This is a genomic window from Microbacterium gorillae (assembly GCF_050990725.1).
Classification (GTDB): Bacteria; Actinomycetota; Actinomycetes; order Actinomycetales; family Microbacteriaceae; genus Microbacterium; species Microbacterium gorillae_A.
On the sequence record NZ_CP158844.1, the window covers coordinates 4316957 to 4332332 of the forward strand.

Annotated in this window: 10 protein-coding genes; 6 read left to right on the plus strand and 4 right to left on the minus strand. The window is 68.5% G+C overall.

Translation table 11 applies throughout. The features are described 5' to 3' along the window. Positions 1 to 76 precede the first annotated feature (76 nt). The 4 genes from ABTV68_RS19870 to ABTV68_RS19885 all read right to left on the minus strand — a co-directional run bounded on the left by ABTV68_RS19870 (position 77) and on the right by ABTV68_RS19885 (position 9046). On the minus strand, positions 77 to 766 hold the full coding sequence (locus tag ABTV68_RS19870; protein WP_433675396.1) for a hypothetical protein: 690 nt from the start codon (positions 764 to 766) through the stop codon (positions 77 to 79). Continuing rightward, positions 766 to 4278, minus strand: coding sequence for a PKD domain-containing protein (locus ABTV68_RS19875; protein WP_433675397.1), 3513 nt, complete (start codon positions 4276 to 4278; stop codon positions 766 to 768). Before ABTV68_RS19875 ends, ABTV68_RS19870 begins: the two co-directional genes overlap by 1 nt. Before the next feature lie 165 nt (positions 4279 to 4443). Next, a complete protein-coding gene (locus tag ABTV68_RS19880; protein WP_433675398.1) occupies positions 4444 to 7935 on the minus strand; it encodes a PKD domain-containing protein in 3492 nt (1163 codons plus the stop codon). Between the two features lie 184 nt (positions 7936 to 8119). Beyond that, a complete protein-coding gene (locus tag ABTV68_RS19885) occupies positions 8120 to 9046 on the minus strand; it encodes a glycosyltransferase family 2 protein (protein WP_433675399.1) in 927 nt (308 codons plus the stop codon). Between the two features lie 55 nt (positions 9047 to 9101). Here ABTV68_RS19885 and ABTV68_RS19890 point away from each other — a divergent pair, with 55 nt between their 5' ends. The 6 genes from ABTV68_RS19890 to ABTV68_RS19915 all read left to right on the plus strand — a co-directional run bounded on the left by ABTV68_RS19890 (position 9102) and on the right by ABTV68_RS19915 (position 15351). After that, on the plus strand, positions 9102 to 10172 hold the full coding sequence (locus ABTV68_RS19890) for a glycosyltransferase (RefSeq protein WP_433675400.1): 1071 nt from the start codon (positions 9102 to 9104) through the stop codon (positions 10170 to 10172). Between the two features lie 95 nt (positions 10173 to 10267). Next, positions 10268 to 11017: a CDP-alcohol phosphatidyltransferase family protein gene (locus ABTV68_RS19895; protein WP_433675401.1), complete on the plus strand. Its 750-nt coding sequence runs from the start codon at positions 10268 to 10270 to the stop codon at positions 11015 to 11017. Beyond that, positions 11014 to 12024: a glycosyltransferase gene (locus tag ABTV68_RS19900; RefSeq protein ID WP_433675402.1), complete on the plus strand. Its 1011-nt coding sequence runs from the start codon at positions 11014 to 11016 to the stop codon at positions 12022 to 12024. The genes ABTV68_RS19895 and ABTV68_RS19900 overlap by 4 nt, the downstream gene beginning before the upstream one ends. Beyond that, positions 12021 to 12980 carry a glycosyltransferase family 2 protein gene (locus tag ABTV68_RS19905; RefSeq protein WP_433675403.1) on the plus strand — a complete coding sequence of 320 codons (960 nt, stop codon included), beginning with the start codon at positions 12021 to 12023 and terminating at the stop codon, positions 12978 to 12980. The genes ABTV68_RS19900 and ABTV68_RS19905 overlap by 4 nt, the downstream gene beginning before the upstream one ends. Before the next feature lie 14 nt (positions 12981 to 12994). After that, positions 12995 to 13429, plus strand: coding sequence for an adenylyltransferase/cytidyltransferase family protein (locus tag ABTV68_RS19910; protein WP_433677653.1), 435 nt, complete (start codon positions 12995 to 12997; stop codon positions 13427 to 13429). 134 nt (positions 13430 to 13563) lie between these two features. Then, positions 13564 to 15351, plus strand: coding sequence for an LCP family protein (locus ABTV68_RS19915; RefSeq protein ID WP_433675404.1), 1788 nt, complete (start codon positions 13564 to 13566; stop codon positions 15349 to 15351). The last annotated feature ends 25 nt before the right edge of the window (positions 15352 to 15376 follow it).

The following is a 15376-nucleotide window of genomic DNA, read 5'->3' on the forward strand; positions in this document are numbered from 1 at the left end:
CTGGCGCGAGGCGGTTTTGACTCCGTCGTGGTTCCTGTGGATTACTCCGCCGCTGACGCGGATTGCGGCGCCCCAGTCAGTCCTCGAGCGACCCGCGGAATGTCACCGTTGCAGCACCGGGAAGATAGTCGACACCGATGAGCACGTCCCCGCGCGCATCCTCGGCGAGGAGGAACACATAGCTCGCCGTCGCGGAATCACCCACGGCGAGCTCGCCCACGAATCCGCCGGAATCCGCGGACTGGATCGGCAACGCGGGCGTGCGTTCATCCCCCGTGTAGAGGTTCACCGCGACGTAGTCCATGTTCATGGGTGCATCCGTGGTGTTGGTGATCTCAACGGTGACCTTGATGCCGGCGCCCGATACCTCGCCGGGCAGCTGCGCGACGACATCGAGTGCCTCGGTCCCCACCAGCGCCACGCTCGCGCCGTCGGCGCCCGTCGCCGTTTCCGTCGGTGCGACGGGCTCCTGCTCCGGTGCGATCGGCTGCTCCTGCGAGCCCTCGGGCGGCTGCGGCGGCGGCAAGGGCGCGATGGACTCTGCCGGCTCCGGCTCGGCCATTGGCGCAGGGGCTGGCGACGTGGCGATCGGAGACGACGAACCGGACGGAGCCGTCGTCGCATTCGCGACCCCCGCGGCATCGCCGTTGCCTCGCAAGGCCAGGATCACAATGATCACCGCCACCGCGGCGACCACACCAAGCGCGGCCAGGATGATGCGCACGCCGCGACCTCGGCCGCCAGCCGCTTCCTCGTGAGCCGCCATCACTGCGCCACACTCGTCGCCACGAAGTCGCTCACGCTCCACGTGAGCTGCGGCGTGGTGATGCCGCTCGACATGGAGCCGCGTACGCCCACCGATCCTGGCTGCTGCAGGCCGTCAGTGCGATCCGTACCCGTCAGCTGCCAGGCGGTCGGCTCGGGTGTTCCCTCCGCCCACATCTTCGCCGCAACCGCGGTCTCACCCGTCCCGGTGACCTGCACCTTGACGTGGATCGCCTCGCCGGGCCGGTACTTGTCCGGCAGCACGAGGCTGGCACCGCCCAGTGCCGCCTCGTCACGCATCACATAGAGACGGACCGTGCCCCCGACCTCGATGCGCACGCGCGCCTGGTATGCGCCAGTGTCGGTCTGGCGGCCGACCAGGGTCAGCGCCGCGGCACCGGCCCCTTCCGGAACCGCATCGGCGCGAATCGTCGCAGAGACGACGACCGCATCCGACTGCACGGCAGCCAGAGCCGCTGACCGTGTCCACGACGGAGCGAGCGTGATCCGCCCAGCTCCGTCTGCGACAGAGAACGCCGAGGCTCCGCCTTGAGCCCACCACTCGCCACCGGTATCGGCCACTCCCCACCCTTCGGTGACGTCACGGGCGAAGGAATCCTGGGCGAGAGCATCACCCACGGGCACCGCGGTCACCGACACCACGCGCTCCCGGGAGTCGGTGGCGCCGTCCGAGTCGGTGACCGTCAGCGTGACGGGGTAAGACCCCTGCTCGGCGTAGGTGTGTTCCGCCACCGCGCCCTCACCCGTCGTGCCGTCCCCGAAGTCCCAGCTGTGCTGAGCCAGCGGTCCCTCAACGTCCGTCGACCCGCTCGCATCGACAACCACGCGAAGTCCGTCGGTTGCGGTGGTGAAGGCTGCCGCGGGGGGAACGTTCTCTCCGGGGGCCACCGCGGGCCGGCCGTTGTGCACCGAGTACTCGCTGAAACGCAACACCGAGCGCGGCACCGTCGACAGTGAACTCGAGGAGCCCATCAGGCCGACGCTGCCCGGGCCCTGTAGTTCATCCGTGCTGTCCGTCGCCGTCAGCTGCCACTCGACAGGCTCGACAGTGGACACGAACCACATCTTCGCCCCCAGCTGCGTGGGGGATGCGCCGCGAACGCTCAACCCGACCATCACGTCCTTGCCCGGCGTGTAGCCGGACAGCACCACGCTGCTCCCGCCGAGCGGCGTCTCGCCGCGCAACAGGTACAGGCGTACCGTGCCGCCCGGCTCGAATCGGACGCGGGCGGAGTACACATCGGAACCCACCGCGCGGCCGAGCACGGTTGCGCTGGTGACCCCACCGGCCGCAGCCACATCGGTGGAGACCCGCACCGTCGTGATGGCGTCCATCGTGGACACGGCTTCCAATCGCGCGGTGCGCGTCAGCGACGGTGCCAGCGTGATGAGTCCGCCGTCGGCCGTGCTGAACGACGTGTTCCCTCCCCCGGAAGAGGTCCACACACCACCCACGGCGGCATCGCCCCATCCGTCCGCGGCCTGACCCGCGAAATCGTCCGCCGCAATCACCGTCATCGCCGGCGCCTCGGGCACGACAACCGTCACATCGCGTGTCGTCACAGCCGTCTTGCCCTCGTCATCCGTGACCGTGAGCCGAATCGTGTAGGTGCCGGAAGCCGGGTACCAGTACTTCAGGGCGAGCCCGCTTCCCGTGACGCCGTTGCCGAAGTCCCAGTCGTACGACATCACCCGCCCATCGCTATCCGCGGATGCCGATCCGTCCACGGCGACCATGCCGCCGTCCACGTTCGCTGTGAAGCTCGCGGTCGGTGCCACATTGAGCGCCCCCGACGCGGCGATGACCACGCGGGTCCAGTCACTGCGCGTGCTGTTGCCGTGCGGGTCTGAGACGACGACGCGGTACTCGTAGGTGCTGCGCGGGGTCAGGGCCACATCACGGAACGAGAGCGCAGGCCTGCTCCACCGAGACGATGTCGACGTAGTCGTGTACAGCGGCGTGGGACTATCGCGGCGCTCGACGGTATAGGTGAGTTCCGCATCGTCGTAGTCGTAGTTGCTGTTCCACTTCAGCAACGCCTGCCCCTTCTTGGGACTGGTGATCGTCACGGTGAATGCGGCGCCCTGGATGAGCGGCCCCTGGGCATTCGGCGCCACCTCCGGCGTGCCGAAACGGACAAGTCCCTGCTGCGAAGTGCCGTTCACGGAGAGGAACTCACCGCCGTAGACGACATAGTTGCCGCCGGCGGCCACGCTCCAGCCGGCCTGATCCTGACCGGTGTAGGTCCCCGGAGTGAAGTGCGGGTACCAGGGCAGCAGCTTCGCCGACGGTTGGCCACCATATGACGCGTAGGAACCCGCCTCGGTGCGGTTCGGCAGGATCTTCACCGTGGTGGGGTCCATCGTGAACGCGAGAGCGTGGTTGTAGAACCAGGTGCCCTCCTGCGGAAAGCCCCCCTCGATGTTCCCGCAGAAGTGCGTGTGGGCGGCCTTGTACACGACCCCACGGAAGCGGACGATCGAGTAGCTGTCGCCGTGGCAGTCTTCCATCGCGACCAGGGTGCCGCCCCAGTCTGCGTGGAAGGAGCCCTCGAGGCGCATGGCCGCCTGCGAGTACGCGGTGCCATACACGCCCGACTCATCCGAGCTGAGGCCCATGAATCCGGAGGAGGATCCGGAGCTGCGGAGCACCGAGTTCATCGCCCACGGCAGGCTCGCGCCGGTCTTCGCATCGAGGGCGGCGATGCCGGCCCCCGGATTGGTCAGACCGTTGGCTCGCTCGAAGCTGCCGGCGACCACCACCTTGGCTCGATCAGGTGATACGACGATGCTGCGGCCGATTCCCGTGCCCGATAGCACTGCCGTGAACGGGAGCAGAGAGCCGGTGAGAGTGCTGACGGCACCGACGCGTGCACGGGCGACGTTGTTGACCGTACTGAACCCACCGGTGAGGTAGAGGGTGTCCTCGGTGGCCGCCAGCCCGTAGACCGTGGCATTGGTGCCGACGTTCAGCGGTGACAGCGTGCCGGTGGCGACATCGATGGCGGCCACGCGGTAACGCGTCTCGGTTCCGACGCGGGTGAATGCACCGCCGAGGTAGAGGGTCGATCCGTCCGGTGATGCCGTCGAGGCGTTCACGGCACCGTTGACGGGGAGATCGAAGTTCGGATCCAGCTCCCCGGTGATGATGTTGTAGCGCAGCAGGTTGGACCGTGGCGTCTCGTTCTGCCCTCGCGCGGAGCCCGCGGGACGCGCGCTGGTGAATTGGCCCGCGGCGTACACCCAGTCGCCCACGACGGTCTGGGTCCACACCACTCCGTTGATCTGCACGGTGGGCAGCGGGTCAGCCGTCACCGGGCTCGCCGCCACCGGTGGCGGCACTTCGTCGGCCCGCGCCGCCCCTGCGTTCGTCCCGACGAAGGTCGAGATCAGAATCGACGCCACCGCGCTGAACGCCAGCAGAACAACAGCAGGATGACGATGCGTGACGGCGTGCGCGCGCAGGCGTGCGAACGACAATGAACGAGTCACAGAAGCGACCTTCCCCAGGACATACACGGTCAACTTCCCAGCGGACCGGAAGGCTCATGAGAGCCATCTCATGAACCCTACGTGTTTGTGATCCGCCGGTTCCGTTCGCGGGCACGATTGTGGATTACTCGCTCGTCCGCGTGTGGATAACCTCACGCGCGACGTTCACGGCGCCGCACTGGTCGCACGGAAGTCCGTGACGGTGAAGGCGATGCGAGGCGTCGTGACCGCACTCGACACGGAACCGCGTACCCCCACGGCACCCGGCTGCTGCATGCCGTCCGTGCGATCGGTTCCGGTGAGCTGCCAGGCGGCGGGCTCGGGAGTTCCGTCCGCCCACATCCTGGCCGCGATCACGGTTTCCCCCGTCCCGGAAACCTGGAGCTTTACGTGGATGGGCTCGCCGACCCGGTAGCGATCCGGCAGCACCAGGCTTGCGCCGCCCAGCGCAGCCTCGTCTCGCATGATGTACAGACGAACCGTTCCGCCGGCCTCGATGCGCACGCGCGCCTGATATGCCCCCGTGTCGGTCTGACGTCCGACCAGTGTGAGCGCTGCGGCCCCGGCTCCCTCCGGAATCGCGTCGGCACGCAGTGTCGCACGAACGACCACGCGGTCCGACTGCACCGCCGCGAGCAGCGCCGATCGAGTCCACGACGGTGCCAGAGCGATCCGCGCCGCGCCGTTCGACACCGAGAAGACGGAGTCACCGCCCTGCGTCGACCACACGCCTCCGGTGTCGGCGAGTCCCCACCCGTCCGTGGCCTCCCGCCCGAAGCCGTCCTCAGCGAGGGTGTCGGTCGCGGGTGGTTCCGTGACCGATACCACCCGCTCCCGGACGTCGGTCGCGCCGTCGGAGTCGGTCACCGTGAGGGTGACCGTGTAGACGCCCTCGGCCGCATAGACATGCTCGGCAATCGGACCCTCACCCGTCATCCCATCCCCGAAGTCCCAGTCGTAGTGGGCCAATGGCCCCTCAGCATCCGTCGCGCCCGTCGCGTCGACCACCACTCGCAATCCGTCTGTCGCGGTCGTGAACGCCGCCATCGGGGGATGGTTCTCTCCCTCGGCGACGGCGGGACGCCCATCGGTGACCGAGTACTCGTGGAAGCGGAGGACCGTTCGCGGCACGGTCGACAACGAACTCGATGACCCCATGAGACCGACGCTTCCCGGCCCCTGCAGCGCATCCGTGCCGTCGGTCGCGGTCAGCTGCCAGTCGGCCGGCTCGATCGTCGACGCGAACCACATCTTCGCGCCCAGCTGCGTGGGAGATGCGCCACGAACGCTCAATGCGACGACCACATCCGTCCCCGGCGTGTACCCCACCAGCGTTGTGCTCATGCCTCCCAACGGCGTTTCACCCCGGAGCAGGTACAGTCGCACCGTCCCGCCCGGCTCGAACCGCACGCGAGCCGAGTACGCCTCGGAACCGACGACGCGGCCCAGTACCGTCGCACTCGTCACCCCACCCGCGGACGACACGTCACTGGACACCCGCACCGTCGTGATGGTGTCCATCGACGACACGGCGTCCAGCCGAGCGGTGCGCGTGAGTGACGGCGCCAGCGTGATCAGACCAGCGTCGGCGGTACTGAACGATGATGCTGCTCCGATGTGGCTCCATGAACCCCCGCTGGTGGCGTCACCCCAGCCGTCCGCACCCCGACCGGCGAAGTCATCAGCTGCGATGAGATTCATCGCCGGCGCCTCGGGCACAACCGCCGACACCGTCCGAGTCGTCGTCGTTTTCTCCCCCTGATCGTCGGTCACGGTCAGCCGAACGGTGTATTCGCCGGTGGCCGGATACCGATACTGCAGGACCGGACCGGAGCCTGTGACGCCGGTGCCGAAGTCCCAGTCGTACGACACGATTCGTCCGTCGCTGTCTGTCGACGCCGACGCATCGACAGACAGCGTCCCGTCGACCACCGACGCCGTGAAGCTCGACACCGGTGCGTTGTTCTGGCCGCTGACTGCAGACACCACGACTCGGGCCCATTCGCTGCGGGCGGTGTTTCCCGCCGCGTCGGACGCCGTCACACGGAACTCCTGTGCCGCGCCAGGGGCGAGCGCCACGTCGCGGTACGAGAGGGTGGGCAGCTCCTGCCAAGACGACGAGGCGGTGGTGGTGAAGACCGGCTCGGCGACGCCTCGCCGCTCGACGGCATAGGTGAGCTCCGCATCATCCGGATCGAGGTTCGCCCGCCAGCTGATGAGCGCCTGCCCCTTGTTCGGGCTCGTGACCGAGACACGAAAAGCCGATCCGCTCTGCTCGGGACCCTGCTTGTTGGGAGCCACCGCTTTCGTGCCGAATCGAACGAGACCCTGCTGTTTGACCCCGTTCACCGCGGTGAACTCACCGCCGTACAGCACGTACTCTCCTCCGGCAGTGACGTGCCAGGCCGCCTGCGAGAGACCCGTGTAGGAGCCCGGTGTGAATCGCGTGTACCAGTGCAGGAGGTGTCCGGACGGCTGACCCGCGAATGACTGATAGTAGGTCGGGCTGATGGAGTTCTCCGCGATCGTGCCCGAGGCCTGCGACAGGTCCAGTGCGAGCGCGTGTCGGTAGCCCCCGCCGAGCACGGGTGCCCCGGCGACGTTCCCGCAGTAGTGCGCGTGGCTCGCCTTGTACGCCACGCCACGATAGTGGACGATCGAGTAGCTGTCGCCGTGGCAGTCCTCCATCGCGACGAGCGATCCGTCCGCCCAGTTCGCGTGGAACGAGCCCTCGAGTCCCAACGACGTGCGTGAATACGCGGTGCCGTAGACCCCGGTCTCATCGGCGCTCAGCCCCATGAATCCGCGATAGTCACCCGTGTTCCTGATGGTGGCGTTCATCTGCCAGGGCAGGCTGGCACCGGAGCCGGCATCCAGCGCGGCGATGCCGGCGCCCGGATTCGTCTGTCCGTTGGTCCGCTCGAAACTGCCCGCCACCACCACCTTGCTCCGGTCGGGCGATACGACGATGCTGCGCCCCACCCCGGTACCGGTGAGCACCGCGGTGAAGGGCAGGAGCTTTCCGGTGGTCGTGCTCACCGCACCGACTCGAGCACGCGCCACGTTGTTGATCGTGCTGAAGCCGCCGGTCAGATACAGCGACTCCTCCGTGACAGCCATGCCGTACACGGACGCGTTCGTCCCGACGTTCAACGGCGTCACGGCTCCCGTCGCGACGTCGATGGCCGCCACGCGGTAGCGGGTTTGCCCTCCGACCTGTGTGAACGCACCGCCGATGTACACGGTATGACCGTCCGGTGACACCGTCGATGCGTTCACCGCTCCGTTGACCGGCAGGTCGAAGTCCGGGTCCAGTTCACCCGTGCCCAGGTTGTAGCGCAGCAGGTTCCGCCGAGGCGTGACCCGCTCCCCGGGCGCCGCCCCCGCCGGACGCGCGGTGGTGAACTGTCCACCGACGTACACCCAGTCGCCCACGACGGTCTGCGTCCACACCACTCCATCGATCTGCACGGTCGGCAGCACATCCGCGGTCACGGTGGCGGGTGCGGATGGCGCGACATCCGTACCCGCAGAAGCGGAAACAGCGAGAGGTACGGCACCGGCAGCCGTGGGCGCGCCGAGGAGACCGGCCACCAGCGTCAGAGCGAGCCCGACCGTCGGCCACCGGCGGGCCTGTCCGAAAGTGCCTCTGCGCATGCGCGCGGGCAGCGAAGAACGATTCACGAAGCGACCTTCCCCAGGTGATCCCCCGATCGACTCCCCAGCAGATCGGTCGGCTCATGAGAGCCATCTCACGAACAGTACGCGCTGATCGCGGGCTGCCTGCCCCGGATAGCCCTGGTTGTGGATTACTTCGTTGCGCGCCTGTGGATGGTTCCGCTCAGCGCTGGTTCGCGCGACGAACAAGCTCAGCACGCGCGAGGCGGCGACCATCCCGCAGGCCCCGGTATGCAGCTCGCAGCGGGGGCAGCGGACGCAGGAACTGGCGCCGCCCTCCGCGCAGCAGGATGGCGCGCGCGCTGGCGGTGGAACTCGCCAGCCAGCTGCGGATGCCCTCGTCATCGAGGTGCCGGGCGGCGTAGAGGAGGCGGTTGCGGATGTTGAAGTAGTAGTAGAGCTCGCTCTTCGCCTCAGAGCGCTGTGTGCTCGCTCGGTGAGTGGCGCCCTCGTCATGGATGGCGATAGCCCCCGGCACGACCGCGAGCGCTCCGCCGGCGACGCGTACCCGATGCGAGAAGTCGACGTCCTCCCAGTACAGCTCGAACTCCTCGTCGAATCCGTCCACGAGATCCCAGATCTCTCGCGTCACCCAGAGCGCGGTCCCTGCCAGCCACTCCTCTCTTTCGGCGCCCGGGAACCGGTCACGGGCTCGCCGGCCGCGAGTCTCCCCCGTGCCGAGGTACAGATCGCAGCCGTCGAACCACGTGCGTCCGTCGGGAGTACGGATCACCGGTGACACCAGCACCCTCCGATCGCCCGCGGTCGCTGCGGCCAGCGCCTCGGCCGCTGCGGCGTCGAGGCTGGCGTCCGGGTTGAGCACCAGCAGGTCCGTGGCACCGTCGCGCCAAGCCTCCCGCGCACCCGCGTTGACGCCCGCACCGAATCCGCGGTTATCCGGCAGTGCGATCAGTCGCCACCGTTGGCGCTCGGCCAGTTCCTGGACCCGCGCCCGTTCTGCCGCCGAGTGCAGATTGTCCACGACATACACCTCGGCGTACGGCATCGCCGCCGCCGTCGCCACCAGGTTCTGAGACAACAGCCCCGCCGATGCGTAGTTCACGACGATGATCGCCACACTGCGCGTCACGTCCCATCCCTTCGTCCCCGAGCGGTCTAGTGTATTGAGGCAAACCGGGAGGGTCATGCGCGTCCTGTTCGACGGCTACTGGTGGGATGGCGACGCCCGCGGTACGCGAGCCGTACAGCGGGAGATCATCCTTGCCTGGCATCGCAGTTTCCCTGGGGATGAGCTCTCGGTCGCGCTGCGTCCCGACTCCTCCGCTGTGGATCTTCCTGCCGGAGTGAGCCGCGTCGCCGTACGGCTGCGACCCCATGCCCTCTCCAACCTCGTCGAGTTGGGACGACTGGCGCGACGCGTACGTGCGGAAGCCCTCGTGGTGCACGATTTCACCCCGCTCGGCGGATCGACGGCGACGATCGTGCACGATGCGATGCATCGCGACCACCCGGCGTGGTTTCCGATGTCCCAGCGGATCTACTCCTCCGCGATCCTGCCCAGCGCACGGTTCGCCGCCATCGTGGCCACCGGGACCCGCAGCGAAGCGGCGCGCATCGAACGCCATGAGTGGGTACTCGCTCCGGTCACGAGCATCGGGGTGGCCGCCCGCACATCGTTGACCACCGCATCGCCGATCCGTCCCGCGATCGTCGCGGACGTGTCCGATTTCGCCGTCACCCGGGGACGGCTGGGTACGCGCGACGGGATCGACGACGCCGTCAGCGCCGCACTCGCGTCCTCGCGGGTCACCCCGGAGAGCCCTCTGATCGTGGTCGTCGACTCGTCGCGCCGATCCGTCGAGGCGCGCCTCAGCGCCCGCCACCGCGCCGCGCGGGACACCGGTCGGGTGCGTTTCTCCGGGCGACTGACACCCGCGGAGCTGAGCTGGATGCTGCGGCACACGGCGGTGGCACTGACCCTCGCCCCCGATGAGAACATGGCCCTCCCGGCGATGGAGGCCACGTGGTTCGACGCTCCCCTCGTCGCCTCCGATGTGCCTGCGCACCGGGAGGTCGTCGGTGGCTGGGCCCAGCTCGTTCCGGTCGGTGACGCGGCGGCAGCGGCCGCTGCGATCGATGCCCAGTGGCACGCCGCGGGCGATGAGGAGGCGCGCGAGAGAATCCTCGCTCGCGCGAACTGGCGCGCCGCGGCGCGTGAACTGCGAGCGGCGATCGTGTCGTCCGCCACCCGCTGACACGAGTTATCCACAGGCCACCGCTATCGACGGTGCCGGGTGATTACGCTGACCACTCGATGCGGGTGCCGTCGCCCCGCTTCGTGAGGGGAATCGTGACGAGCACGCGCACACACTGGCGTTTTCGCACCGCACTGGCCGAGCTGCACAGCGCTCAGAAGTCATCGTCCGGTGCTGCCGCGTACTCGCGGTTCATCAACCGACCGCTCGGTCGTCCGCTCGCCGCGGCGGCCGCGGCTGCAGGGCTCACGCCCACGCAGGTCACCCTGCTCAGCGCCCTGTGCACTTTCAGCGCGATCGGGCTCATCGCGGCAGTGGAGCCGAACGCGGTGATGTCCGTGGTGGTCGCCGCGCTCCTCGTGCTCGGGTACGCCCTCGACTCGGCCGACGGTCAGCTCGCGCGGCTCACGGGCACCGGCTCTGCCGCGGGCGAATGGCTGGATCACTTCTTCGATGCGCTCAAGGCCGCGACGATCCATCTTGCCATCCTGGTCTCGTGGACCCGCTCCGCCGAGCTCGCGCCCGCGATGCTGGTCGTCCCGCTCGTGTACAGCGCCGTGGCCTCCACCTACTTCTTCGGAATGATCGGTGCCGACTTCCTTCGTCGCGCCGCGGGTGCGATCCCGGGCGTGGGATCGGGCGCGGCATATCGGTCCAGTCCGCTGTACGCGTTGGCCGTCCTGCCCACGGATTACGGCCTGCTGTGCCTGGCCATGCTGCTGCTGTGGCTCCCCGTTCCGTTCGCCGTCGTGTACACGTTCATGGCCGCGGCCACCCTCGCGGTTCTCGCACTGGCCGCAGTGCGCTGGTATCGGTCGCTGGCCGCCCTGGGATCCGCCGTATGACGCGCCGCCTGCGGGTCATGCAGTCCTTCACGACTCCTCGCACCACCACGAACCCATACATCGCGATGCTCGCCGAATCACTCCGCGGCGAGCCCCGAGTGGAGTTGGTGACGTTCTCCTGGCCGCGCGCGCTGCTCGGCCGATATCAGGCGTTTCACTGGCACTGGCCGGAGGCCCGGTTGGCGTCCGGCTCTCCGCTGCGCCGTCATCTCAAGAAGCTCCTCCTCCGTCTCCTCGCCGAGCGACACCGGCGCTCGCGCCGCATCGGCGTGGTCCGCACCGCGCACAATCCGGACCTGCCGGACATCGCGGACGACGAGCGAGCGCTGCTCGCGCGTATCCAGGAGGACGCCGATGTCGTCATCCGGCTCAACCCCACCACGGCCGTGGACGCCGGCGCTCTCGTGCACGACATCCCCCATGGCGACTACCGCGCCTGGTTCGCCGGACATTCCCGCCCCCAGCGCCGACCGGGTCGTGTCGTCACCTTCGGTCAACTGCGCGGATACAAGGGCGTCGAGGATCTCCTGCTCGCGTTCGATGAGGCGCACGATATCGATCACGCGCTGTCCCTGACGGTGGCTGGCCGACCGACCTCGGCAGAGCTCACCGCGCGACTGCTGGCGGCCGCGAGCACGGGCGTCACTCTCGACCTGCGCTTCGTGCCCGACGAGGAACTCGTCCAGATCATCTCGTCGGCGTCGCTCGTCGTGCTCGCATACCGTGACCTGCACAACTCCGGCAGTGCGCTGGCCGCGCTGTCCCTCAACCGACCGGTGCTCGTACCTCGGTCGGCGTCCACCGACGCACTGGCCACTGACGTGGGGGAGGAGTGGGTCATCCGCTACGAGCGCCTCACCGGCACCGTCCTTCGGGAGGCCATCGCTGCAGCCGAGCTTCTGGCTGACGACGCCGCTCCCGACCTGTCCCGACGCGACTGGAGTGAGGCAGGGCGTCGGCACGCCGACGCCTACTACGCTGCCCGCGCGCACCGGAGGTCACGATGAGGATCGTCGTCGCGATTCCCACCTTCCGCCGCCCCGAACTGCTGGCTGCACTTCTCGCGGCGCTACCGCAGCGATTCGCCGAGCTAGACGCGCGAGATCAGGCGGCCGTGCTGGTCGTGGACAACGATCCGGGCGGCTCGGCGGCCCCCACGGTGGCGCTGTCCCCGCTCCCCGCGCGGTTCGTCGTCGAGGAGGGGGCGGGTGTAGCGCACGTCCGCAACCGAGCCCTCGACGAGGCGGACAATGCGATGCGCGCGATCGGCGAGTCAGGCGCCGACGCCCTCGTGTTCATCGATGACGACGAAGTACCCGAACCAGGATGGCTGCGATCACTCGTCGACACCTGGCGTGCGTACGACTGCGCCGCCGTGATGGGCACGGTGCGTTCGGTGCTTCCGGCGGGGCTGGACCCCTGGCTGGTGGCCACCGGCACCTTCCGTCGCGCAGCCCACCCCACCGGAACCGAGATGCCGGCGGCCGCGACCGGAAATCTGCTGCTCGATCTGTCCCGGGTGCGCCGCGTCGGTGTCCGGTTCGACCCGCGCCTGAGTCTCACCGGCGGCGAGGACACGCTGTTCACCCGCGCGCTCGTGCGAGCGGGTGAGCGCATCGTGTGGTGTGCGGAGTCGGTGGCCGTCGACACCGTGGTGCCAGAACGCCTGACCCGAGCCTGGGCGCGCGAGCGCGCCTACATGCGCGGCAACGCGACGGTGCATGTCGCCCTTCTCGAATCGACCGGCCCGTCTCAGCTCACGGCGCTGCGCTGCAGGTTCGCGATCGCCGGCGCGGCTCGAATCGTCAGCGGGCTGCTGCTGCGCGGCGCGGGGCGACTCGCCGCACGTCCCGAGACAGACGCCCATGGATGGCGGGTGCTCCATCGCGGTCGCGGCATGCTCGCCGGCGCGATGGGTCACGTTCACCGCGCCTACGCGCGCGATCGTCAGCAGACACGATGACGACGGAAGAAGGAATGATGCGCATCGGTTACGCCGCGGGGGCCTGGGACCTCTTCCACATCGGCCACCTCAACATCCTGCGTCACGCACGCGAGAACTGCGATCGACTGATCGTCGGAGTGGTGGACGACGCCATGCTCCTGCGCGCCAAGGGGCGTACGCCGATCGTGCCCACGGCGGAGCGCGCGGAGATCGTGCGATCGCTGAGCATCGTGGACGCTGTGTTCATCGAGACTCAGCCGGACAAGGTCGAGACCTGGCGGGAGGTGGGCTTCACGCACTTCTTCAAGGGAGACGACTGGCGTGGCACCCGCAAGGGTGTGCAGTTGGAGCAGAGCTTCCGGGCGGTGGGCGTCGAGGTGGTCTACTTCCCCTACACGACCCACACGTCGTCAACGCGTCTGCGCACGGCCCTGGAGTTGCTGGAGCGTCCCGTCCCCGCGCCCTGATCGCGTCTCCGCAGATTTCATCCGCACGGACTCTCAGGGCATGATGGACCCACGGCCCTGGGGAGGACCGGGCGGTCGCCATTGCGATGTCGGCCGTCATCGATGACGACATTGCGTCGCGCAAGGGGACTGACATGACGCGCTGGGGAGCGCAGCTGCCGCCCGATGGATCGGCGAACTCCGACCCGACCGGGACGGCTTCGGGCGAAGACGACGGCGATGTGCCGACCATCGATCGCGCCCAGCTCGCCGAGGAGCGTGCGTCCGCTGCTGCCGCGTCTTCCGATGATGTGGCGGTGGACGACGACGCCACGATCAGCCGTGAGGTTCTCGAACAGCTGCGTAACGCCCGTCGTGACGCCGGCCGCGATGTGCCCAACTGCGGAGTTGATCACGACGCGCATGATCACATGCATGATCACATGCATGATCACGTGGCCGGCGACGAGCTTGATCACGACATCGACATCGACATCGACATCGAAGAGACAGTCAGCCGAACGGAACTCGACGAACGCCGCACGATGGCAGAGCCGGCCGGGACGCCGTCTCCCCCACGACTGCGCCGCGATGCGCGGGCCGCCTCCGACACGTCCTCACCCGCCGAGCGCGCGGAGCGGGCGCACAATTCCGACACGATCGATGGCGCCGCCTACTTCCGAGACGCGAGCACGATTCCGTATGCCACGCTCTTGTCTCTGCGCGCAGCGCCTGCAGGGGATTCCGACACGACGCCTTTCGATGTGCGCACCGTCGACGAGAACGTCGCCACCCGCAGCATTCGGCTGCCCCTTCCCGCCGCCGAGCTCGCTCGTGTATCCGATGAGGGCGATGTCGAGGAAGACGTTCCCGAGGAGACCCTGCCCGCGCCGGTCACGCACCAGGTCGCCGTCTCAGTGCGAACGGGCGCCGCGTCACGCACATCCCAGCGGACGTCGACTGGACCAGACGACCCGACCGGATCAACGATCCCCGCTCCACGTCCTGCCGCCGAGAACACGGTCGGGGACGACGCCACGGACTCGGCACTCGCGCCCGCTCGTCCGCGCTTCGTGACGGCACCCCGGCGCATCGTGGCGCTGTGGATCGTCGTGGCGGTTGCGCTCATGATCGCACTGTCCGTCATCGTGAAGCCCGGTCAGGTCGGCTCGATAGCGGCCGGCATCAGCGCCGGTCGCGGCGAGACGAACATCCTGATGGTCCTCGCCGACTCTTCGAAGGACGCTGCAGACATCGCCTCCGGAGGCGGAGCGGACGCCCTCGCGGTCGCCGTGGTCGACTTCTCCGCGGACGGTTTGAGTGTGTCGTCGGTCTCCCTCCGGCCCGACACCTGGGTGGCCATCCCTGAGCACGGAGAAGGCACGCTTTCTGACGCGTTGGCTCTCGGCGGGGCGGAGGCGCTCCGGTCCACCCTGCAGGATTCCCTCGGCATCCGGATCGATCACACCATCGTGATCACCGAGCCAGGACTCGCGGCTCTCACGCGATCCGGCGATCTCGACATCGTCAATCCGTCGGAGGTCACCACCGATCGGTTCACGTTTCCGAGTGGCCCGCTCACGCTGAACCCGAGCACCGCCGTGGACTATCTCCAGTCCGATCCCCTCGATCTGCCCCGCCAGCAGGCAGTGCTGGATGGCGCCGCGCGTCTGCTGATCGGCTCCGGAGTGTCCAAGGATGCAGCGACGACGGACGCAGTGGCAGTGCTGCCGGCGTTCAACGACGAGGCGGTCGAGCAGCTGACCGCTCAGCTGCGTGCGGTCGACGCCAGCGGCATCGTGTATGGCATCGCGGCGACCTCTGATGCGGAGCGCGACTCCCGCTCGGTCGCCGCCCTGGACGGCGCGGCGTGGCAGAAGCTGCGCGCCGCCTTCGCCGCCGACGACGTCGCGAGTCATCTGCGGTCGGGAACGAGCCGGTAGCCTCGCGCGGGGCGTAGCCTGGATG

Coding starts and splice junctions, on each gene's coding strand:
- ABTV68_RS19870 (WP_433675396.1), bottom strand. CDS start 766: ATGGCGGCTCACGAGGAAGCGGCTGGCGGCCGAGGTCGCGGCGTGCGC.
- ABTV68_RS19915 (WP_433675404.1), top strand. CDS start 13,564: ATGACGCGCTGGGGAGCGCAGCTGCCGCCCGATGGATCGGCGAACTCC.
- ABTV68_RS19880 (WP_433675398.1), bottom strand. CDS start 7,935: ATGCGCAGAGGCACTTTCGGACAGGCCCGCCGGTGGCCGACGGTCGGG.
- ABTV68_RS19900 (WP_433675402.1), top strand. CDS start 11,014: ATGACGCGCCGCCTGCGGGTCATGCAGTCCTTCACGACTCCTCGCACC.
- ABTV68_RS19910 (WP_433677653.1), top strand. CDS start 12,995: ATGATGCGCATCGGTTACGCCGCGGGGGCCTGGGACCTCTTCCACATC.
- ABTV68_RS19890 (WP_433675400.1), top strand. CDS start 9,102: ATGCGCGTCCTGTTCGACGGCTACTGGTGGGATGGCGACGCCCGCGGT.
- ABTV68_RS19905 (WP_433675403.1), top strand. CDS start 12,021: ATGAGGATCGTCGTCGCGATTCCCACCTTCCGCCGCCCCGAACTGCTG.